The organism is Streptomyces sp. NPDC034670, assembly GCF_055574875.1.
In genome coordinates, this window is sequence record NZ_JBVITR010000002.1 from 203,109 (window position 1) to 223,743 (window position 20,635).

Consider the following 20,635-nt stretch of genomic DNA (forward strand, 5'->3'; position numbering starts at 1 on the left):
GTTCAGCTCACCACTCCGGTCATGACACCCACGGGGACGGCGAGGAAGCCGGCCGTGAGCAGCAGCGCGAGGACGTTGGCGACGGCCTTCAGGGCGCGGTCGCGGGTACGGCTGCCGACGCCGAGGGTCTGGGCGGCGCTCCAGAAGCCGTGCCGGATGTGCAGGCCGACGGCGAGCATCGCGACGATGTAGATCGCGTTGCCGTACCAGGTGGAGAAGGTGTCCACGACGTTCTGGTAGGGCTTGCCCGCCTCGAAGCCGCCGGAGTGCACGGTGCCGGTGGTCAGGTCGAGGATGTGCCAGACGATGAACAGGCCGAGGATGATCCCGCCCCAGCGCATGGTGCGCGTGGCGTAGCTGGCCCGCGGCTTTTTGTGCACGTACTTGCTGGGCCGCGCCTTGATGTCGCGGCGGCTGAGCTGGTACGCGGAGACGGCGTGGGCGACGACCGCGACGACCAGCACGACGCGGACCACCCACAGGGTCCACTCGTAGTGCATGAGCGGCTCGCCCACGGTGCGCAGCCAGTGCGCGTAGTGGTTGAACTCGGCCGCCCCGAAGAAGATCTTCAGGTTTCCGATCATGTGGGCGACCAGGTACAGCAGCATGATCAGGCCGCTGACCGCCATCACTGTCTTCTTGCCGACGGTCGAGTCCCACACGGTGCGTGCCATGGACGGCCGTCGGTCCGTCCGCGTTGCCAGAGCCATGTCACACAACGCTAGGGCCGGACGGCCCCATCGGTCCAAGACATGGTCCGCCTCGTTTCGATAGCCCTCCCCTATGGAGCGGCTACCCTGGCGGCATGCAGTTCCACCAGCTCCGGTACTTCGTGGCGGTCGCCGAGACGCGGCACTTCACCCGGGCCGCGGACCTGGTCCACGTCGCCCAGCCGTCGCTGTCGCAGCAGATCAGGGCGCTGGAGCGGGAACTGGGGGCCGACCTGTTCCTGCGGGCGCGCGGGAACATCACCCTGACCGACGCGGGCGAGGCGCTGCTGCCGCTGGCCCGGCGCATCCTGGCCGACGCGGACACCGCCCGGCACGAGGTGCAGGAGCTGGTGCAGCTGCGCGGCGGCCGGGTGCGGCTGGGCGCGACGCCGAGTCTGTGCACCGGCCTGCTGCCGGACGTGCTGCGGGCCTTCCACGACCGCTACCCGGGCATCCGGCTGCTGGTCGAGGAGAGCGGCTCGCACGACCTGGTGCGGGAGCTGGCCCGCGGCGCCCTGGACCTGGCCCTGGTCGTCCTGCCCCTGCCGACCCCCTCCCCCGCGCTCACCACGGTGGAGCTGCTGCGCGAGGACCTGGTGGTGGTCTCCTCCCCGGACGCCCCGCGGCCGGGACGCGGGCGGGGCGCCGTGCGCATCGCCGACCTGGAGGGCGAGCGCCTGGTGATGTTCCGGCACGGCTACGACCTGCGCGAGCTGACCGTGGCCGCGTGCCGCGCGGAGGGCTTCGAGCCGGAGTTCGCGGTGGAGGGCGGCGAGATGGACGCGGTGCTGGGCTTCGTGCAGGCGGGGCTGGGCGTCGCCGTCGTCCCCCGCATGGTGGCCGCGCGGTCCGGACCCGGCCTGCGGGTGACGCCCCTGGCCCGCCCGGGTCTGCACCGGACCATCGCCCTGGCCCACCGCAGCGACGTGGCGCCGCCCCGGGCCGCCCGGGAGCTCCAGCGGATGCTGCTGGAGCGGTGAGCCGGGCGTCCCGGGAGGGGCGGGGCCGTCCGCGGCCGGGCGCCCCGCGCGCCGGGCCGTCCCGTGCCCCTCGGGGGCGCGCCGGTCAGACCGGGTCCGGCGGCACCGGGGTGCCCTGGTGGTAGTACAGGCGCCAGCCCGTCTCCCCGTCCCGCCTGCGCCACAGGGAGCTGCGGCGGACCCGGCGGCCGTCGAAGCGGGTCTCGTACGTGAGGTGCACCAGGCCGGGCGCGAGGAGGACGCCGGTGATCTGTGACGGCGCGGGGACCGGGCCCTCCGCCGCGCTGCCCGGGTGGTCGGGCAGCCACGCGACCATGTCCTCGTACGTGTAGCGCCGGCCCGAGGCGCCCACCTCGGTGAACCCGGGGTCCAGCAGGCGCACGACCTCGGTGCGGGAGGACCGTACGGCGGGGTCCATGAGGCGCAGTTCGCCCTCGACCGCCGCGTTCACCGCGTCCGCTTCACAGGTCATCCGCACATGATCGCCCACGCACCCGGCACCTCGGCGACCGGGGCGCGGCCCTCACCCCGAGGCGTCCACCAGGACCAGCTCGTGCAGCCGCTCCGGCGGTCCCGGACGGGCGTAGTACCAGCCCTGGGCCGTGTCGCAGCCCAGGACGCGCAGCTGCTCGGCCTGGGCCCCGGTCTCCACGCCCTCCACCGTCACCGCCAGGTCGAGGCTGTGGGCCAGCGAGACGATCCCCTCAACGATCTTGAGGTCGACGGGGTCGGCCGGGAACTGCTGCATGCTCTGGGTGAACGAGCGGTCCAGCTTGAGCACGCTCACCGGGAGCCGGCGCAGGTTGGCGAGGTTGGAGTAGCCGGTGCCGAAGTCGTCCAGGGCGATGTCGACGCCCATCTCGGCGAGCCGGCGCAGCGGTTTGAGCAGGTCGTCGTCGGCACCGATCAGCGCCGACTCGGTCACCTCCAGGCACAGCGCCTCCGGCTCCACGCCGGTGCGCTCCAGGATGTCCACGGTGTCCTGCACCAGCCCGGGGTGGGTGAGCTGGCAGGGCGAGAGGTTGACGTTGATGCGCAGGGCGCCCACCGCCTCCTCGCCCCCGTGCCGCTCCCGCCACGCACGGGCCTGGCGCACCGACTGCTCGAGCACCCAGCGCCCCAGCGGAACGATCAGCCCGGTGTGCTCGGCGAGCGGGATGAACCGGTCCGGGGACAGCACGCCGTGCTGCGGGTGCAGCCAGCGCACCAGCGCCTCGGCGCCCCGGACGCTCCCGTCGCCGAGGTGCACCAGCGGCTGGTACTCGATGAAGAACTCGCCCCGGTCCAGGGCCGTCGGCAGCGAGGTGGTGAGCCCGTGCCGGGTGATGGCGCGGGCGTCGGCCTCCGGGTCGGCGAGCTCGGACCGGTTGCCGCCGGCCGCCTTGGCCCGGTACATGGTGATGTCGGCGCTGCGCAGCACCTCCGCCGCGCTGCGCTCCCCGGCCGGGCCCTCGACGATGCCGATGCTGCCGCGCACGGTCAGTTCCCGGCCGTCGACGCTGACGGGGGCGAGCAGCGCGTTCATGATGCGGGCGGCGAGCTCGTCGACCGTGCGCCGGGTGTCGGGACCGGTGGTCAGCGCCACGAACTCGTCGCCGCCGAGCCGCGCCACCATCTCCCCGGGCGCCGTGGCGCAGGACTGGAGCCGGTCGGCGACCTCGACGAGCAGCCGGTCCCCGGCCGCGTGCCCGAGGCTGTCGTTGACGGTCTTGAAGCCGTCCAGGTCCAGGTAGCACAGGCCGAACCGCTGGCCGTCGCCGGCGTTCAGCGCCTTCTCCAGGCGCTCGAAGAAGAACGCGCGGTTGGGCAGTCCGGTCAGCGCGTCGTGGGTGGCCTCGTAGCGCAGCCGGAGGTTGAGCAGCCGCCGCTCGGTGGTGTCCTCCATGAGGGCGAGCTGGTACTGCGGGGCGCCGTCGGCGTCGCGCAGCAGGGACACCGTCAGGTTGGTCCACAGGACCGTTCCGTCAGGGCGGTTGAACGCTTTCTCCAGGTGGTAGTGCTCGCGCTCGCCGCGCACCAGCTCCTCGTAGAGCTTCCAGGTCTGCGGGGCGTCGTCGGTGTGGGTCCACTCCGTGACGTTGCGGCCGCGCAGGGCCTGCTCGGACAGGCCGAACATGCGCCGCAGCGCGCCGTTGACCTGCAGGACGTTGCCCTCCAGGTCGGCGATGCCGATCCCTATGGCCGCGCCCTCGAAGACCGCGCGGAACCTGGCCTCGCTGGCGTGCAGCGCCTGCGCCACCACGCCCTGCGCCTGCAGCGCGGCCTGGGCGACGGCCTCCTGCTCGGCCAGGGTCCGCTGCCGCAGCGCCCGGGCGAACCCGGCGGCCACGGCGTGCTGGAGCCGGGCGCTGCGCGCCCGCAGGTCCTCGCGGTCGCCGTCCCCGCCGCAGTACAGGACGAGGTAGGCGTCCACGCAGTCCAGGCTCCGGCTGAGCGCCTCGGGATCGGTGCAGTGCGCCTCCACCAGCGCGGCTCCGACCGCCTCGCCCGCGTCCGGGTCGAAGGTCCTGGCCCGCAGCGCCTCGCTGAGCCGCCGGGCCAGCGGCAGCAGCCGCGCCTCGAACTCGGGACGGGTCGACGACGTCGAGGTCACCGGGAAGACCGCCCGGCTCCAGATCGTCGCGAACCGGCGCAGTCTGTCCTCCGGCCCGTCCGGTTCCACGCTCACGCCGTACGCCCCACGCCCGCGAAGCCGGAGAAGGCGTAGGGATCCTCGTCCTCCGGTGCGGTGTCCGGCCGCCACTGCGGCATCGGCACCAGTCCGGGTTCCACCATGTCGTACCCCTCGAAGAACCGCGCGATCTCCTCGCGCGAGCGCATGATCAGCGGATTGCGGATGTCCTTGTACACGTCCACCGCGCCCTCGGTCCGGTCCGGCGGCAGCGGGATCCTCTCGTACGAGGCGTGGGTGAGCACGAGCAGGCTGCCGGGTGCCAGGGCCTCGCGCAGTTCGGCCACCGCCGCGTACGGGTCGTCCGCGTCTTCCACGAAGTGAAGTATGGCAACGAGGAGCAGCGCCACTGGCCGATTCAGGTCGATCAGCCGCCCCACTTCGGAACTTTCCAGGATCTCCCGGGGTTTGCGCAGGTCCGCGGCCACGACGCCCGCGCGGTCGTCGCCCTCCAGGACGGCCTGGCTGTGCGCCACGGCCACCGGGTCGTGGTCGACGTACACCACGCGCGCGTCCGGGTCGGCCGCCCGGGCCACCTCGTGGACGTTGCCGAAGGTCGGGATGCCGGAACCGATGTCCAGGAACTGGGTGACGCCCTCGCCGACCGCGAAACGCACCGCCCGCCGCATGAAGGCGCGGTTCGCCTGCATGATCTTGGGCAGTCCCGGCATGAACTCCATGGCCTTGCGGGCCGCTTCCCGGTCGACCTCGAAGTTGTGCGAACCGCCCAGGTAGTAGTCGTACATCCGGGAAACGCTCGGCACCGAGATGTCGATGCTCCGTGGGGCCCAGGCGGGACGTTCCATTATCTCTCCAAGGCGTAGGCGATCCGGTGTTCGAGCAGAGGCTACTGATCACCCGCCAAGGGGGCGACCCCAAGCGGAAATTGACCATCCGTTCCCGGTCACTGCCAGTGGCACGTGCCGAATCGGGGCCGCCTTCGGGGCCACGAAAAGTACCCGCGGCATTCCGGAGAGTTCCGGCCACCCGGGAACAGCCGGAAACACACGGCGGTACGCGGAGGAGGGAACCGATGATTCCACGAGTTCGGTGGACCACGGCAAAACGGTCCGCCCCTCCGCGGGCTGCGGAGGGGCGGACCGGGCCGGCGCCGTCCGGAGTGGACGACACCCCGGGAGGTTGTTACTTCTCCGGCGCGCCGACCGGCTTTCCGTCGGGCCGCACGGCGTACCAGGTACCGCCGACGCCCTGACCGTTGGTGTCGCCGGGGGCCTTGTCCCCGGCGAAGGTGTAGATGGGCCAGCAGCCGATCGTCTGCTGCTCCACCCCGTCGGGACGGGTGAAGGTCATGTAGTTCTTCCTCGAGATGCCCTTGGTGTCCTCGATGTCGACGGGCGCCACCGCCGGCCACTTCTCCAGGCAGGCGCCGGTGCAGGCCGACACCGGTTCCGGCCAGGCCTCGTCCTTCGTGAAGCGGTAGACGGTCATGCCGTTCCGGTCGACGACGATCTCCCCGAGCTTCGGGTCCCGGCGGGTGGACAGGCCGAACCGCTCGGCCGCCTGCGCCTTCTTGCCCTCGGGGTTCAGCGCGTACCACTTGCCGCCCACGCCCTGGCCCTTGGTGTCGCCGGCGTTGACGTCCTTGACGTAGCGGTAGGCCGGCCAGCCGCCGATGGTGAGCTGCTTGGTGCCGTCGGACCGGACGACCTCGCCGAGCAGCGACTCGTCGACGCCCTTGCCGGCCGTGGCGTCGTCCGCGGGCACCGGCGGCCAGGTCTTGGCGCAGTCGCCGTCGCAGTTGGACTTGGACGGTTCCGCGGCGTCCTGGTCGAAGCGGTACAGGGTCAGGCCGAGGCCGTCGGTCACCACCTCGCCGAGTTCGGCGTTGGCGGAGACGGACAGCTCGCCCGCCGCGTCCGACGGGTCCTGCGAGGCATCGGCGCCGTCCCCGCCGGCCCCGGCCCCGATGCCGGCGTAGTCCCCGGCGCCCGCCGTGGCGCCGACATTCTGGCTGCTCGACGGCGGGGGAACGTCCTGACCGCACGCCGTCGTCAGGGCCAGCACCGCCGCGGCGCTCGCCACGAGTGAGGCGGTCCGCCAGGAGGTATTCATCGTCAACTCCAGATCATCGCAAGGATGTTGCAGCGCCCTGCTGTGCCGCCGCTCGACGTTGGGTACGCACGGGAGCACCCCCGGTGTTCAACGACGGCCCGGATTTCTTTCCGGAACCATCAATTCCGCCACCGCCCGCCGGGTAACTCCTTCGGGGCAATCATCCGGATACCGGGCGTGACCGGGCGGTTCACGACCCATGATCCTCGTCGTGCACATACTCGTATCGACTCAATCCCGCTTCCCCGCACGCGCGTTGGCCGCGGTGACGTTGATCTGGTCGCTCACCGGAGCACCCGGTGCGGCGGTGGCCGACGCCTGCGCGTACGCCTCGACGGGGCCGGGCGGCGTGGAGGCGGTGGCGATCGCGGGAAGCGCCGCCTGGCCGCTGCCCCCGCCCTGCGCACCGTCTCCACCGCCTCCACCGCCTCCCCCACCGACACCCGCTCCCACGCCCACACCCCCTCCCCCACCCACTCCCACGCCCACACCCACTCCGGCACCACCGCCCCCGCCGAAGCCACCTCCGGCCCCGTTGCCGCCGGAGCCCGGCCCCACCGCGGAACCCGAGCCACCGCCCCCGGTCCCCCCGCCGGCGGCCCGGCCGGCGCCGCTCCCCGCCCGGCCGGCGCCTCCCCTCCCGCCGTCACCGCGCCCCTCGCCGCCCCCGGCGCCCTCCGTCACGCCCGGGCCGCGCCCGTCCGCGGCGCCCGTGCACTACCCGCGGCACCGGGCGGCCCCGGTCCGGCGGCCCACCCGCGGCGCCACGTCGCCGCTCGTCTTCGTCCTGCTCATCACGACGCCCGCGGTGGTCGCCGTCGCCGCACTGCGCCCGCGCTGAACCCGACTGCTCCTGGAGGCACCTCTTGCCGGAATGGCTTGTTCTCACCCTCGCGATGCTGGCCGCCTGCGTCGTCGTGGTCGTCATCACCCTCGTACGGCACCGCCGGGCGGCCGACGACGAGGACCCCACCGAGACCCCGGACGTCATCGAGTACATGACCATGTGGATCGGCGTGGTGTACGCCATCGTCCTGGGCCTCGCCATCGCCGGCGTCTGGGAGGGACGCAGCGCCGCCCAGGAGCACGTGCGGGCGGAGGCGGTGGCGCTGCACGAGATCTCGGAGCGGGTGCGGATCTATCCCGCCGAGGTGCGCGACCGCATCCGGGACGATGTCAACACCTATGTCGGACATGTCGTCACCACCGAGTGGCGGACCATGGCGGACGACGGCCGGGTCACCGAGCACGGCACCGAACTGCTCGACCGCGTCCGCCGTGACGTCACCGACTACGAGCCGCGGACGGACTTCGAGGCGCAGGCCTACCAGCCGCTCGTGGACCAGGTGGCCGCCGCCGACCAGGCCCGCAGCGCACGGGCGGAGTCGACCGGCCGGACCATGCCGGGCGTGGTGTGGTTCGGCCTGCTCACCGGAGCCGTCATCACCATCGGGATGATCTTCGCCCTGCAGATCCGGCGCACCTCCCGCGAGCTGGTCCTCGCCGGGCTGTTCTCCGCGCTGATCGCCTTCCTGCTCTTCCTCATCTGGGACTTCGACGCGCCCTACGGCCGGGGCATGGCCGCCTCGGCCGACCCGTTCCTGCGGCTCTTCCCGCACATCGGGGGCTGAGCACCGGCGGCCGGTCCGCGGCGCGGCGCTTCGCCCCGGATCCGGCGGGGATCCGGGGCGAAGCGCCACGTCACGCGCGGACCGGCCGGCCGAAGGGGGACGGCGGTTCAGGCCTGCTTCTCGGCGCGGCGGCGCATCCAGAAGACCCCGCCGCCGACGACCGCCGCGGCCACCAGCCCGCCGCCGATGGCGACGTCGGTCGGCGTCGCCCCGCTCGTGCTGCTGCCGCCGATGCCGCCCCGGACGCCGCCGATGACGGTGAAGGCGGCCGGCCGGGTCAGGTTCCTGCCCGAGCAGTGGACCGTGACGTCGTACGAACCGGGGCGCGCGTCGTGGTCGATGGTGGCGGTGCCCCTCGCGGTGTCGCTGTTGCCGCCCCTGCCATTGTCGTCGCCCCGGCCGTTGTCATTGTTGCCGCCCCGGCCGTCGCCTCCCGCGTTGCCGCCGTTGCCGCCCCTCCCGTTGTCACCGTTGTCGCCCCTCCCGTCGCCTCCCGCGTTCCCGTGGCCGTTGCCGCCTGCGTTGTCGTTCCCCCGGCCGTTGTCGTCGTTGTTGCCCCGGCCGTCGTTGTCGTTGCCGCCTCGGCCGTCGTTGCCGCCTCGGCCGTCGTTGTCGTTGTAGCCACCCCGCCCGCCACCGTCGCCCCCCACGTTGCCGTTGTTGTCACCCCGGCCGCCGTCGTTCCCCCGACCGTCGTTGCCGTTGCCACCCCGGCCGTCGTTGTTGTCGCCCCTCCCGTCGCCCCCCGCGTTGCCGTGGCCGTTGCCGCCTACGTTGTCGTTCCCCCGGCCGTCGTTGTCGTTGCCGCCTCGGCCGTCGTTGCCGCCCCGGCCGTCGTTGCCGTTGTAGCCACCCCTCCCGTCACCCTCGCCCCCCACGTCGCCGTTGTTGTCACCCCGGCCGCCGTCGTTCCCCCGACCGTCGTTGCCGTTGCCACCCCTGCCGTTGTCGTCGTTGCCCCTCCCGTTGTCGTTGTTGTCGCCCCTCCCGTTGTCGTTGTTGTCGCCCCTCCCGTTGTCGTTGTTGTCGCCCCTCCCGTTGTCGTTGTTGTCGCCCCTCCCGTCGCCCCCCGCGTTGCCGCCGTTGCCGCCCCTCCCGTTGTCGTCGCCCCTCCCGTCGCCGTTCCCCCGGTCGTTGTCGTTGTCGTTGCCCCTGCCGCCGCCGTTGCCCCCCTGGAAGGGCGTCAGGTGGATTTTGCGGAACGCGTTGGAGGTCGCCGTGCCGCCGTTGGGGCAGCCGTCGACCGTGATGGTCAGCTGGCCGCCACGGGCGATGGCACCGGGCCGGGCGACGATGTTGGACGGATGGGAAACCCGGCCGTTGTCCGCGACGGCCGCCGGGGCGGCGATCCCGAGGACGGTGGCCGCGGCGCCCGCGGCCGCCAGGGCACGTGAGTTGCGCATGTGATCCTCCGCGGAAGACGCCCCGGGTCCCGTACCCGGTCGGTCGGCGAGAAAGCGTCTCCCGGAAAGACCCTCAGTTGCGGTGCCCGGCCCCGCATTTCGGGAATGGTCCGTATCGGTGAGACCGCACCCCGCGGAAAACCGCCGGTGGGGGATATCGCCGCAGGTCACGGCCCGTCAGAAAATCTTCGTCCGGTCCGCCTCGGATGGCGCACCTGCCGCCTCGGCGGCCACCCGTTCGCCGCCGCCCCGTCGCCGGTTTCGCGCAGGACACTTAGCGTTCTGATATGCGCGAACGACGCGGTGACGGCCGTGTCGAGAGGGGAAGGCGAATGTCTGCTTTCTGGCCGGCCGAAGCCGAGGAGGAGGCGCCGCGAAGGAAGCGTGCCCCCTGGGGCGTCGTGGCGCTGGTCCTGCTCACCGGCCTCGCGCTCATCCGGAACGGTTCCGGGGAATTCGACGTGGGCCCGCCGCAGCCGGCCGGCGCGGCCGCCACCGACAGCCGGGTGCCCGAGGCCCCCGTGATCGACACGGTCCAGCCGCTGCCGTACGCGGTGCCGGACCGGGTCCGGATCCCGACGATCCAGGTCGACGCGCCGATCGTGTCGGTGGGGCTGGACGCGGAGGGCTGGGTGGACGCCCCACCGCCCGAGGACCCGAATCTCGCGGGCTGGTTCACCGGCGCCGTCTCGCCCGGCGAGAAGGGCACGGCGGTCGTCGTCGGCCATGTCGACAACCACCAGGGGCCGGCCGTGTTCTACGGGCTCGGAGCGCTGAAGAAGGGCAACCTCGTCGAGGTCGCGCGCAGGGACGCGAAGACGGCCGTGTTCGAGATCTACGGCATCGAGGTCTTCGCGAAGGACAACTTCCCCGGCGACCGGGTGTACGCCTCCAAGGGAACCCCGGAACTGCGGGTCATCACCTGCGGCGGCGCCTTCTCCCCGCAGAACGGCTACGACGGGAACGTCGTCGTCTTCGCCCGCCTGGTCGAGGTGCGCTGAACGGTCCCCGGCCGGGCGGGCGCGGGGCTCTCAGGCGTGCTGCCGGCGGGGCACGGTGACGTGGTACCCGGAGTCCAGCAGCTCGGGCAGGTAGGTGCGCAGGGCCCGCACGCTCTGGGAGCGGTCGCCCCCGGCGTCGTGCGAGAGCACCACGACGCCGGGGGCGGCGCCGTCCTCCACCCGGTCGATGATGGTGCGGGTGCCGGGCTCGGTCCAGTCGAGGGTGTCGACCGTCCAGGCCAGGGGTTCCATGCCCAGTTCGGCGCCGAGCTGGAAGGCGGCGCGGTTCCAGGCCCCGTAGGGGGCGCGAAACCATTCGGGGCGTTCGCCGTAGGCCTCCTCGATGACGTCGCAGGTGCGCTCCATCTCCGAGCGGATCCGGCGGCGGCTCAGGTCGGTGAGCAGGGGGTGGGACCAGGTGTGGTTGCCGACGACGTGCCCCTCGTCGGCCATCCGGGCCAGCAGGTCCTCGTTCCCGGTCACCATCTCCCCGCACACGAAGAACATGGCCCGCACCTCGTACCGGGCCAGGATGTCCAGGACGTCCGGGGTATAGCGGGGGTCGGGGCCGTCGTCGAAGGTCAGCACCATGACGCGGCCGCGCCCGGACACGCGCAGCAGCGGTGCGCTGCGCACCGGGACCCGGCCGGCCGCGGTGCGCGGCGGGCCGTGATCGATCATGGGTTGGAGTCGGTACGTGGAGGGCTTGAGCGGATGGCGGGCGATCTGGGCGCCGGCGACGGGCGCGGCCGGACGGGCGGCCCGGTTCCCGGGGCGGGCCGCGAACACCCCGGCCGCGCCGGCCGCGCCCGCGGCGGCGGCACCGGCGGCGCCCGCGATCAACACCCGGCGCCGCGTGAGCAATTGATCCTTCTGCATGAGTCATCCGTCGCCCCGCGGAAGACCGGCGCACCCCGGTGGCACCGGGACGGCGGCACGATTCCACCCGCCCGGCCCACCCGCGGGACCGGCCACCGGCGGATCGTGCCGGGCCGCCGGTGGCCGCGGCGCCGGCCGCGGGCGGGTCCGCCGGCACGGGAGCGCGCTGACCGGCACGGTGGTGTCCGCTAGCCTCGGTGGTGTGACCCCACAGCCCTCCCACCGGTTCGAGCGGGGCACGGACGGTCCCAAGGTGATCGTCGTCGGAGTGGACGGTTCCGACTCCTCGCTGCGGGCGGCGGCGTACGCCTTCGGGCTGGCCCGGCGCCAGCGCGCCCTGCTCTCGGCGGTGTACGTGCAGCCGGTGATGGCCCCGGGCGTCGCACTCGGCGCCCCGGTGGCCGACGCGACCGAGGAGACCGCCGAGGAACTGGTGGCGCAGATCAGGGACGCGGCCGAGCGGGGCAAGGAGCTGGCCGACGTCCGCTGGGAGTTCCACACGTTCCGCGGTGACCCCTACAACGGCCTGGTGAAGGCGGCGGACGACCTCAGGGCGGACGCGGTGGTGGTGGGCGCCTCCGAGCGGGCGGGCCACCGGATCATCGGGTCGGTCGCGATCCGGCTGGTGAAGGCGGGGCGGTGGCCGGTGACGGTGGTGCCGTAATCACCGAAGAGCGCCCGGGATGTGCGGGGCGCCTCCCGCCGGTACCGTGACGGAGACGTCATGATCTGCCGTCAGCCGTCTGCCGGTCGTGAAGAGGTGAGGCGTATGGCCCGGCTCCGAGCGGGTGAGGGCATTCTCCGCCGCAAACCCATCGAGCGCATCGAGGAGACGGAAGCCGGTGAGGGCCCGCTGCTCGAGCGCACCCTGGGCCTGTGGCAGCTGACCGCGATCGGCGTGGGCGGCATCATCGGCGCCGGCATCTTCACGCTCGCGGGAGCCGTGGCCAACGGCACGGCCGGGCCCGCGGTGCTCGTCTCGTTCCTCATCGCGGGTGTCGCCAGCGCCGCCGCGGCGCTGTCGTACGCGGAGTTCGCGGGGCTGATCCCGAAGGCGGGCTCGGCGTACACCTACGGCTACGCGGTGCTCGGCGAGCTCGCGGGCTGGTTCATCGGCTGGGACCTGCTGCTGGAGTACACCGCGATCGTGGCGGTGGTCGCGATCGGCATCTCGGGCTACTTCAACTTCCTGGTGAACTCGCTGGGCGCGGATCTTCCGGCCTGGATGCTGGGCGCGCCGGGCACCGGGGAAGGGCACCGCATCGACCTGTTCGCGGCGCTGCTGTGCCTGCTCATCGCCTTCCTGCTGAACCTCGGCATCAAGAACGCGGCCCGGTTCGAGACGGTGGTCGTGGTGCTGAAGGTCCTGGTCGTGCTGCTGGTGATCGGGGTCGGCGTGTTCCACATCGACACCTCGAACTACCGGCCGTTCTTCCCGTACGGGGTCAGCGGGGCGTTCACCGGTGCGGCGACGGTGTTCTTCGCGGTGTTCGGCTACGACGCGCTGTCGACGGCGGCCGAGGAGTCCAAGGACGCGCAGCGGCACATGCCGAAGGCGATCATCTACTCGCTCGTGATCTCGATGGCCCTGTACGTGGCGGCCTGCCTGGTGCTGACGGGCATGCAGAACTACCAGGACATCGATCCGGAGAGCGGCTTCTCCACCGCGTTCGAGTCGGTGGGGCTGGGCGGGCTCGCGGACGTGATCGCGGTGGGCGCGATCATCGGCATCCTCACGGTGATGTTCACGTTCATGCTGGGCGTGACGCGCGTGTGGTTCGCCATGTCGCGGGACGGGCTGCTGCCCCGCTGGTTCGCCAGGACCCATCCGACGCGGCACGTGCCGACGCGGGTCACCTGGGTCGTCGGGGTGGCGTCGGCCGCCATCGCCGGGTTCCTGCCGATCGGCGAGGCGGCCGAACTCACCAACATCGGCATCCTGCTGGCGTTCGTGGTGGTGTGCACGGCGGTGATCGTGCTGCGCTACCGGCAGCCGGACCTGCCGCGCACCTTCCGCACTCCGTGGATGCCGGTGGTGCCGGCGCTGGGCGTGATCTTCTCGGTCTGGCTGATCACGTTCCTGCAGTGGCAGACCTGGGTGCGGTTCGCCGTGTGGTTCGCGCTCGGGCTGGTGATCTACTTCGCGTACTCGTACCGCCGCTCCGAGCTGGCCCGGCGGTAGGGCCTTCCGTCCGGGCCGGACCGGGCGCGGGGCCCGCGGGCCCGGCACGCTCCGGGCGGTGCGAAGGAGCGTCAGAGGGTGTTCAGGAAGTCGAGGAGGACGCGGTCGAAGACTTCCGGCCGTTCCATGTTCGGGTAGTGGCCGGCGCCCTCGACGGTCACGGCCCGGCCGTCCGGGACGGCGCCGGCGAGTCGCTCGGCCGCGGCGAGCAGGTCGTCGGGCTCGAGGCTGCCGTTGAGGGCGAGGAGCGGGACGCCGATGTCCGGCACGCGCGCCCAGGAGCCGGTCACGGGCACGTGCCGGTCCTTCTCGTCCGGCGTGTGCTTCGAGATCGTGTGGAGCGCCATCTCGCGCAGTCGGCGCAGGATGTCCGGGTCGACGTCGGCGGCGGTCCGGTGCGGGCCGGGCACGACCCGCAGGAAGGCTCCGAGCCACCCCTCGACGTCGCCGGCGCCCAGCGCACGGGCGGTCTCGGCCTGGATCTCCCGGTGCCAGGGATCGGTGGACCGGAAGTCTCCGGTCGCGGCGCCGCAGGTGACCACCGCGCGGACGAGCTCCGGGTGTTCCAGGACCGTGTCGGTGGCGATCACGCCGCCCATCGACAGGCCGACGAGGACCGCGGGCCCGGCGTCGACGTGGCGCAGCAGACCGGCGAGGTCGTCGGCCCAGCGGAACGGTGCGGTCGCGTTGGCCGACGCCCCGTGGCCGCGGACGTCCGGGGCGATCACCCGGTAGTGGGCGGCGAGGGCCGGGATCTGGGCGTCCCAGACGCGGTGGTCCGCGTACCCGGAGTGGATCAGGACGACGGGGTCGCCGGATCCGGTGTCGCGGTAGGCGAGGTCGCCGTCGGAGGAGGCGAAGAAGCGGAGTTCGGAAGCGCCATTCATGACAACCAAGGTGTCATCTTCGGGGAATTTTGACAACCAGGATGTCATGATGGCGGGATGAACGATCCCGAGAACGGCACCGCCGCCCCCCTTTCCCCCGACGAACTGGGCCCGCGCCTGATGGAGGTGTTCGATCTGGTCGGCCCGCTGTACCGGCGGGTGCAGCGCAAGGTCGAGCAGGGCGAGGCCGTCGAGGGCCTTTCCGTCGGCGTGCGCGCCGTGCTGGACCTGCTGCACAAGCACGGGCCGATGACCGTCCCGCAGATGGGCCGCGCCCAGGCGATCAGCCGCCAGTTCGTCCAGCGCATGGTCAACGACGCCGCGGCGCGGGGGCTGGTGGAGAGCATCCCCAATCCCGCGCACCAGCGGTCCTCACTGATCCGGCTGACGGACGGGGGCCGGGCGGTGATCGCGGCCGTGGTCGCCCGCGAGCACGCCGTGCTGCGGGACGTGGGCGGCGGTCTCACCGACGCCGACGTGCGGACCTGCGTGCGGGTCCTGACCGAGATGCTGAAGCTCTTCGACCACGTCGACGTGAACTGACCCCGCCCGCGGCCCGGAGGCGGCCTACTCCCCCATCACCAGTCCGTCCCGCGCCGCGCCCCGGCTCAGCACCACGTCCCGGATCCGGTCGCGCACGCCCCGCACCTCGGCGCCCTCGGCGAGCGCGCGGTTGAGGTTGACCACCCGTCCCGCGTCCACGTCGAAGAACTGCGGGACGAACTCCGCCCGGGTCACCTCCCAGCGGCCGCCGGGGCGCGCCGGCGGGGCGAAGGTGAAGCGGCCGAGCGTGGACTGGTTGCCGCGCGGGTCCTGGACGCCCTCGTGGTCGAACATCTCACCGGCGATCTGGTCGCCCATCCCGTAGACCACCCAGGTGCCGTTGACCTTCTCGTACGCCTGCGGGACGTGCGCGTGCGTGCCGAGGATCAGGTCGATGTCGGGGCGGCCCCCGGAGCGGGAGGCGGTGAGCGAGCGGGCGAGGGCGACCTGCTGCTCGTCGGGGGCCTCCTGCCACGCGGTGCCCCAGTGCAGGGAGACGACGACCACATCGGCCCCGGCCCGCCGCGCGGCCCGGGCGTCGGCGACGATCCGCGCCTCGTCGATGACGTTCACCGCCCAGGGCAGGTCCGGGGGCGGCGAGAGGTCGCCGGTGCCGTGGGTGTAGGCGAGGTGGGCGACGCGCGCCGGTCCCGCCTGCAGGACGGCCGCCGCGCGGGCCTCCCGCTCGGTGCGCGCCGACCCGGCGTGCCGCAGGCCCGCGCGGTCGAGGGCGTCCAGGGTGCGGCGGATGCCGTCCGGGCCGTCGTCCAGGGTGTGGTCGGAGGCGGTGGAGCAGCCGTCGTAGCCGGTGGCGGCGAGGCCCTGGGCCACCTCGGGCGGGGACTTGAAGAGGGGGTAGCCGGTGTAGTCGCCGTCGGCGCCGTACACGGTCTCCATGTGGCACAGCGCCACGTCGGCGGAGGCGACGACGGAGCGGATGCCGGAGAGCATCGGCCGGAAGTCGTGGCCGGCGCCGCCCGCGTCGAAGCGGGCGCGCTCGATGATCGAGTCGTGCGGCACCACGTCCCCCGAGGCCACCAGGGTGAAGCTGCGGACCGGCACGGCGGAGGGAGCCGGACGATCGGAGTCCGGTGGCCGGTGGTCACGGGCCTGACAGGCGGCGCCCGCGGCGAGGACGACGGTCAGGGCCACGGCCACCTGCCGACTGCGTGTGAGCATCACTTCACCCCGCTGTAGTCGTATAGGTAGACAAACAGGTAAAAATCTGCCGACGGGTCTTCCTCGCTCCGACACGCCCATTAGGCCGTCCGGCGTGCGAGAACCGCCGTCCCGACCGTTCGTCGAACCGTTCGTCGACGCGATCGACCGTCCGCCGCACACCCCTGCGCGCGCCCTGTCCCCGAAGGGCGTCGTGCGTTGCCATACGGCCATGACGGCCGGAATCACACTCACGAACGGGACGACCGCCGAACACGAGCTCGCCGCGCTGCAGCGCGAGCACGGTCGGCCCCTCTTCGCGCTGCTGCTCCGGCTCTGCGACGGAGACCGGCAGCGCGCGGAGGACCTGGTCCAGGAGACGCTGGTGCGCGCCTGGCAACACCCCGAGGCCCTGCGCTCCGAGAACTTCGACTCCGTGCGGCCCTGGCTGCTCACGGTGGCGCGGCGGCTCGCGATCGACGCGCGCCGGGCCCGGCAGGCGCGGCCCGCCGAGGTCGGGGACGCCGTGCTGGAGAACGCGCGGGTGATCTCCGACCACGCCGAGCGGGCCGCGGCGATGCTCGACGTCCGCGAGGCTGTGAAGACACTCACTCCGGAACACCGTGAAGTCCTGGTGCTGGTGTACTTCCAGGGGGCGAGTGTGGCGGAAGCCGCGGCGGCCCTCGGGATCCCGCCCGGTACCGTGAAGTCCCGCGCGTACTACGCGCTGCGCGCCCTGCGCCGGGTGCTTCCGGGATACGCCGCCGACCTGCGGTGAAACCGGACGTCTGGTCAAGCCTCCGTAAAGCGCCTTGCCGATGACCCCGGTTGGGTAATCGGCTGTCCTCATCCGTGTTCCGGACCGGAGGCCCGGGGGCGGGCGACGCGCACGCACCGGAGGAAGGCAGGAAGGGATGCTGCACAGAGGTCAAGAGAGCACGGACGGCACCGGTGACGGTGAACTCACCGTCCCGATGGCCTGGTTGTACGCCGAGTACATCGCCGACGAACTGCTGCGCAGCGGCGATCTCATGCCGCCGACGTCCTTCGAGTTCCGGGCCGGCCGGGACGCGCTGGCGCTGACCGTCTTCCTGTCCGACACCGACGGCGAGCTGCCCGGCATCCGGGTGGTCACCCAGCTGGAGACCTGGATGTCGCTCACCGCCTACGACCAGCCGTGGCAGGAGTGGGTCGAGGAGCGCCTGGCCCACCTGGCCGCGGGCGCCGCCGCGTCCGGCGGGCCCGCACCCGGCCCGGACCTGGCACTGGCCCGGGACGCCTGGCGCTGGCTGCAGGAGACCGAGCTGCTCGCGCCCGACCTGAACGCGGTGCCGGGCGGCGGGCCGACGGCCGGCGAGGACGAGGGACCCGAGGTGTGGACGCCGGCCTGGCAGCTCGGGCTGCCGCTCGGCCACCTCGCCATGCACCTCTTCTAGGGCCTTCCGTTCGGATCGGGCCGGGCTCGCGGGGTCCGGCCCGATCCGAACGAAAGGCCCCGGCCCTCCGGGAATCCGGTTCCAGGCCCCCGGGAATCCGGCCGGTCCGCGGGCCGGAGGGCTCCGCATCCTTTGGTCACGATTCGGCACGTCGCTTGAGTGATTCGACTGCCCGGTGCGTACCGGGGGGAGCAAGGAGTAACCCCACCCGCACTCAACGGCACGAGGATTCGGCATGAGGTCCCTGGAAAGGCATCGTGACGTCGGCGCCTATGCGCTCGGCGTGCTGGACGAGGCGGAGGCGTTCCGCTTCGAGGACCACCTCATGGAGTGCCCCAGCTGCGCTGTTCAGGTGACCGAATTCGGCCCTGCCGCACGGCAGTTGATGTTGTACCGGAGTTCGACGCCGCGGCTGGTGCACCCGCTGGCCGAGCCGGGGCCGAGGATGCTGGACCGGCTGCTCTCCCAGGTGGCGTCCCGGAAGCGGGCGGGGCGCCGCAGGATGCTGCTCGCGCTGGCCGCCTCGGTGGTGTGCGCGGTGTCCGCCCCGGCGATCGTGATCGCGGCGGACGGCGGTGGCGCGACCCCCGTGAGCGTCGCGGCGACCGACGAGCGGTCCGGGGTGTGGGCGCAGGTCACGACGGAGGGCGAGGCCTGGGGCAGTCACGTGGAGCTGAAGGTCGAGGACGGCGCAGGCCCCCGCTCCTGCCACCTGGTGGTGGTCGGCCGCGACGGCTCCGAGGAGACCGCGGCCAGCTGGAGCGTGCCCCGGCACGACGCCCGGCCCCACACGATGCGGGGCGGATCCGCCCTGCACCCCGAGGAGATCGCCCGCTACGAGGTCCGCACGGCGGACGGCGAGCACCTGGTGACCCTGCGGCCCCGGTGAGCCGGACCGGTCCGGACGCGCCTCAGCGGCCGGGAAGGTCCCCGGCCGGCCGGGCCGGTGCGGGCCCCTTGGCGACGACGAACTCGCACCACACGCACTTGCCGCCGCCGCGTGCCTCCACCCCCCACACGTCCGTGAGCATGTCGATCAGGAGCAGGCCGCGGCCGGAGACGCCCGACTCCCCCGCCTCACGGCGGCGCGGCAGGGCGCTGGAGGAGTCCTCGACCTCCACCCGCAGCCGCTGTCCGTTCCCGGTGAGGGCCCGGAGGGTGACGACCGCGGCGCCCTCGGTGTGCATCAGGGCGTTGGTGATCATCTCGTCGGCGACCAGCTCGACCTCGTCGGCGCGGTCCCCCGCGCCCCAGGCGGCGGCCGCCGTGCGGATCATGCGCCGGGCCTCGGTGAGGGCCTCGGGGTCGCCGGGCGCCACGTGCTGCTGGAGCCGGCCGCCGGGACGCGGGCTGTCCGGGGTGCGGCGGCGCAGCAGGAGCAGGGCCACGTCGTCGTCGCCGCCGCGCTCCTCGGCCACGTCGATGAGCCGGTCGGCGAGTTCGCGCACGTCGTCGGGGCCGGTGGTGATGAGCGCGGCGAGGGTCCTCATGCCGTCGTCGAGGTCGGCGCCGGGCTGCTCGACCAGGCCGTCGGTGCACAGCAGCAGGGTGTCGCCGGGGTCGAGCTCCATGGTGCCGACCGGATAGTCGAGCCGCCCGAACTCGGCGGACAGGCCGAGCGGCAGTCCGCCGGGGACGGAGACCCGGTGGCAGGAGCCGTCGGCGCGCCGCACCAGCGGGTCGATGTGGCCGGCCCGGACCACCTGGAGCACACCGGTGGACAGGTCGGCCTCGGCGTAGAGGCAGGTCGCGGAGCGGTCGGTGTCGAGTTCGTGCAGGAAGACGGAGGCGCGGGCCATCACGGTGGCCGGCGGGTGCCCCTCGGCGGCGTAGGCGCGCAGCACGATGCGCAGCTGCCCCATGACGGCGGCCGCGTGCGTGTCGTGGCCCTGGACGTCGCCGATGACGGCGCCGACCCGGCCTCCCCCGGAGGGAGTGCTCCCGGGCAGCGGGATCAGGTCGTACCAGTCGCCGCCGATGTCCCGGCCGACGGAGCCGAGGGAGGCCGCCCGGTAGCGCACGGCGACGTCGACGCCGGGCACGCTGGGGATGGTGCGCGGCAGCATGGCCCGCTGCAGCCCCTGGGCGAGGTCCATCTCCTGCTCGTAGAACATCGCGCGCTGCAGGCTCTGGGAGATGCTGCTGCCCAGGGCGACCAGGAGGTTGCGCTCCTCGGCGGAGAAGCCGCGCCGGTCGCTGTAGAGCAGGCCCATCGCGCCGATGGGGCGGGCCTGGACGATGAGCGGCAGGTAGGCGGCGGAGGTGATGTTCAGCCCGGTGATGCCCTGCCACAGCCCCGGATAGCGCTCGGCGAACTCCTCCGGCGACTCGATGAAGCGCGGGCTGAGGGTGCGCACCGCCTCGCTCATCGGGTACGGCTCGTCGATCCGGGTGACGTCGGTGCCCGGCACGAAACTGCCTTCGGGCCCCTCGGCGACGAGCCGGATCCGGCCGGCCTCGACCAGTCCGATGACCAGGCTGGTGGCGCCCAGATGGGTGAGTCCGTGGGTGTCCTTGAGGACGTCGATGACGTCCTGCACGGTGCGGGCGTGGGCCAGGGCGGCGGTGGTGAGCTGGACGACGTTGGTCTGCTGGCGGCGGGCGTCCTCCTGGGCGGCCTGCTCGCGCCGGGCCTCGATGTCGCCGAGTTCCTGGGTGGCATCCCGGACGATGCCGATGATGCGGCGGGGCCGCCCGGTCTCGTCGCGGCGGATGTAGCCCTGGGTGTGGGTCCAGCGCAGGGAGCCGTCGCGGCAGCGGACGCGGAAGTAGGCGCCGTAGTTCTCCCGGCCCTCCTTCACCGCCTGCGAGACGGCGGCGTCCAGGCGCCGGGCCTCGCCGGGCGGGACCCGCTCGCCCAGGCTCTCGGGCCGGTCGTCGTACTCGTCGGGGCGCACGTCGAAGATCTCGTGCGCCTGGGCGTCCATCTGCATCACCCCCGTGTCCAGGTCCCAGTCGAAGCTGCCCATGCGGTTGAGCGCCAGGATCGGATCCGGGTGGTCCGGCCAGTCGTCCGGGAGTGACGGGGGGCTCGCTCCCCGATCAGCCATGCGCCCACCTTGCCAGCATTCGTCCGATTCT

Annotated in this window: 21 protein-coding genes; 10 read left to right on the forward strand and 11 right to left on the reverse strand. The window is 72.9% G+C overall.

Going from position 1 to position 20,635, the window contains the following annotated elements; translation table 11 throughout:
* Window positions 1-2: 2 nt before the first annotated feature.
* Window positions 3-674 carry a succinate dehydrogenase gene (locus ACZ56B_RS02425; RefSeq protein ID WP_468785379.1) on the reverse strand — a complete coding sequence of 224 codons (672 nt, stop codon included), beginning with the start codon at window positions 672-674 and terminating at the stop codon, window positions 3-5.
* Window positions 675-805: 131 nt separating this feature from the next.
* Between ACZ56B_RS02425 and ACZ56B_RS02430 the strand changes: the two genes are divergently transcribed.
* On the forward strand, window positions 806-1,690 hold the full coding sequence (locus ACZ56B_RS02430; protein WP_468785381.1) for a LysR family transcriptional regulator: 885 nt from the start codon (window positions 806-808) through the stop codon (window positions 1,688-1,690).
* An 85-nt stretch (window positions 1,691-1,775) separates the two neighbouring features.
* Here the strand turns inward: ACZ56B_RS02430 and ACZ56B_RS02435 are convergent, their stop codons facing one another.
* The 5 genes from ACZ56B_RS02435 to ACZ56B_RS02455 all read right to left on the reverse strand — a co-directional run bounded on the left by ACZ56B_RS02435 (window position 1,776) and on the right by ACZ56B_RS02455 (window position 6,887).
* On the reverse strand, window positions 1,776-2,162 hold the full coding sequence (locus ACZ56B_RS02435; protein ID WP_468785383.1) for a nuclear transport factor 2 family protein: 387 nt from the start codon (window positions 2,160-2,162) through the stop codon (window positions 1,776-1,778).
* A 51-nt stretch (window positions 2,163-2,213) separates the two neighbouring features.
* Window positions 2,214-4,358 (reverse strand): putative bifunctional diguanylate cyclase/phosphodiesterase, encoded by a 2,145-nt coding sequence (locus tag ACZ56B_RS02440; RefSeq protein WP_468785385.1) that lies wholly within the window; start codon window positions 4,356-4,358, stop codon window positions 2,214-2,216.
* Complete coding sequence (locus tag ACZ56B_RS02445) at window positions 4,355-5,167, reverse strand: SAM-dependent methyltransferase (RefSeq protein ID WP_468785387.1); 813 nt, start codon at window positions 5,165-5,167, stop codon at window positions 4,355-4,357. Before ACZ56B_RS02445 ends, ACZ56B_RS02440 begins: the two co-directional genes overlap by 4 nt.
* A 337-nt stretch (window positions 5,168-5,504) precedes the next feature.
* Entirely contained in the window at window positions 5,505-6,434 is a 930-nt protein-coding gene (locus ACZ56B_RS02450) for an SCO0930 family lipoprotein (protein WP_468785481.1), read from the reverse strand.
* A 231-nt stretch (window positions 6,435-6,665) separates the two neighbouring features.
* Window positions 6,666-6,887: a hypothetical protein gene (locus ACZ56B_RS02455; RefSeq protein WP_468785389.1), complete on the reverse strand. Its 222-nt coding sequence runs from the start codon at window positions 6,885-6,887 to the stop codon at window positions 6,666-6,668.
* Window positions 6,888-7,146: 259 nt separating this feature from the next.
* Between ACZ56B_RS02455 and ACZ56B_RS02460 the strand changes: the two genes are divergently transcribed.
* Window positions 7,147-7,275 carry a hypothetical protein gene (locus ACZ56B_RS02460; RefSeq protein ID WP_468785391.1) on the forward strand — a complete coding sequence of 43 codons (129 nt, stop codon included), beginning with the start codon at window positions 7,147-7,149 and terminating at the stop codon, window positions 7,273-7,275.
* Window positions 7,276-7,300: 25 nt separating this feature from the next.
* Window positions 7,301-8,065 (forward strand): bestrophin-like domain, encoded by a 765-nt coding sequence (locus ACZ56B_RS02465; protein WP_468785393.1) that lies wholly within the window; start codon window positions 7,301-7,303, stop codon window positions 8,063-8,065.
* Window positions 8,066-8,172: 107 nt separating this feature from the next.
* Here the strand turns inward: ACZ56B_RS02465 and ACZ56B_RS02470 are convergent, their stop codons facing one another.
* Window positions 8,173-9,468, reverse strand: a complete 1,296-nt coding sequence (locus ACZ56B_RS02470) for a hypothetical protein (RefSeq protein ID WP_468785395.1) — start codon at window positions 9,466-9,468, stop codon at window positions 8,173-8,175.
* Window positions 9,469-9,800: 332 nt separating this feature from the next.
* Here ACZ56B_RS02470 and ACZ56B_RS02475 point away from each other — a divergent pair, with 332 nt between their 5' ends.
* Complete coding sequence (locus ACZ56B_RS02475; protein WP_468785397.1) at window positions 9,801-10,469, forward strand: class F sortase; 669 nt, start codon at window positions 9,801-9,803, stop codon at window positions 10,467-10,469.
* 30 nt (window positions 10,470-10,499) lie between these two features.
* Here ACZ56B_RS02475 and ACZ56B_RS02480 read toward each other — a convergent pair whose 3' ends face one another.
* Window positions 10,500-11,348, reverse strand: a complete 849-nt coding sequence (locus ACZ56B_RS02480; protein WP_468785399.1) for a polysaccharide deacetylase family protein — start codon at window positions 11,346-11,348, stop codon at window positions 10,500-10,502.
* Between the two features lie 202 nt (window positions 11,349-11,550).
* Between ACZ56B_RS02480 and ACZ56B_RS02485 the strand changes: the two genes are divergently transcribed.
* Window positions 11,551-12,012, forward strand: coding sequence for a universal stress protein (locus ACZ56B_RS02485; RefSeq protein ID WP_468785401.1), 462 nt, complete (start codon window positions 11,551-11,553; stop codon window positions 12,010-12,012).
* Between the two features lie 105 nt (window positions 12,013-12,117).
* The gene (locus tag ACZ56B_RS02490; protein ID WP_468785403.1) at window positions 12,118-13,530 is read left to right on the forward strand and encodes an amino acid permease; all 1,413 of its coding nucleotides are present in this window, start codon (window positions 12,118-12,120) and stop codon (window positions 13,528-13,530) included.
* A 71-nt stretch (window positions 13,531-13,601) separates the two neighbouring features.
* On the opposite strand, the gene ACZ56B_RS02495 is transcribed toward ACZ56B_RS02490, so the two are convergent.
* Window positions 13,602-14,417 (reverse strand): alpha/beta fold hydrolase, encoded by an 816-nt coding sequence (locus ACZ56B_RS02495; RefSeq protein WP_468785405.1) that lies wholly within the window; start codon window positions 14,415-14,417, stop codon window positions 13,602-13,604.
* A gap of 57 nt (window positions 14,418-14,474) precedes the next feature.
* On the opposite strand from ACZ56B_RS02495, the gene ACZ56B_RS02500 reads away from it, so the two are divergent.
* Entirely contained in the window at window positions 14,475-14,960 is a 486-nt protein-coding gene (locus ACZ56B_RS02500) for a MarR family winged helix-turn-helix transcriptional regulator (protein WP_468785407.1), read from the forward strand.
* 24 nt (window positions 14,961-14,984) lie between these two features.
* Here ACZ56B_RS02500 and ACZ56B_RS02505 read toward each other — a convergent pair whose 3' ends face one another.
* Window positions 14,985-16,139, reverse strand: a complete 1,155-nt coding sequence (locus tag ACZ56B_RS02505) for a CapA family protein (protein WP_468785409.1) — start codon at window positions 16,137-16,139, stop codon at window positions 14,985-14,987.
* A 211-nt stretch (window positions 16,140-16,350) separates the two neighbouring features.
* Between ACZ56B_RS02505 and ACZ56B_RS02510 the strand changes: the two genes are divergently transcribed.
* The 3 genes from ACZ56B_RS02510 to ACZ56B_RS02520 all read left to right on the forward strand — a co-directional run bounded on the left by ACZ56B_RS02510 (window position 16,351) and on the right by ACZ56B_RS02520 (window position 18,443).
* Window positions 16,351-16,896: a sigma-70 family RNA polymerase sigma factor gene (locus tag ACZ56B_RS02510; protein WP_468785410.1), complete on the forward strand. Its 546-nt coding sequence runs from the start codon at window positions 16,351-16,353 to the stop codon at window positions 16,894-16,896.
* Between the two features lie 136 nt (window positions 16,897-17,032).
* Complete coding sequence (locus ACZ56B_RS02515; RefSeq protein ID WP_468785412.1) at window positions 17,033-17,554, forward strand: hypothetical protein; 522 nt, start codon at window positions 17,033-17,035, stop codon at window positions 17,552-17,554.
* Between the two features lie 235 nt (window positions 17,555-17,789).
* A complete protein-coding gene (locus ACZ56B_RS02520; protein WP_468785413.1) occupies window positions 17,790-18,443 on the forward strand; it encodes a zf-HC2 domain-containing protein in 654 nt (217 codons plus the stop codon).
* A 22-nt stretch (window positions 18,444-18,465) separates the two neighbouring features.
* Here the strand turns inward: ACZ56B_RS02520 and ACZ56B_RS02525 are convergent, their stop codons facing one another.
* Complete coding sequence (locus tag ACZ56B_RS02525) at window positions 18,466-20,604, reverse strand: SpoIIE family protein phosphatase (protein ID WP_468785414.1); 2,139 nt, start codon at window positions 20,602-20,604, stop codon at window positions 18,466-18,468.
* Window positions 20,605-20,635 lie beyond the last annotated feature (31 nt).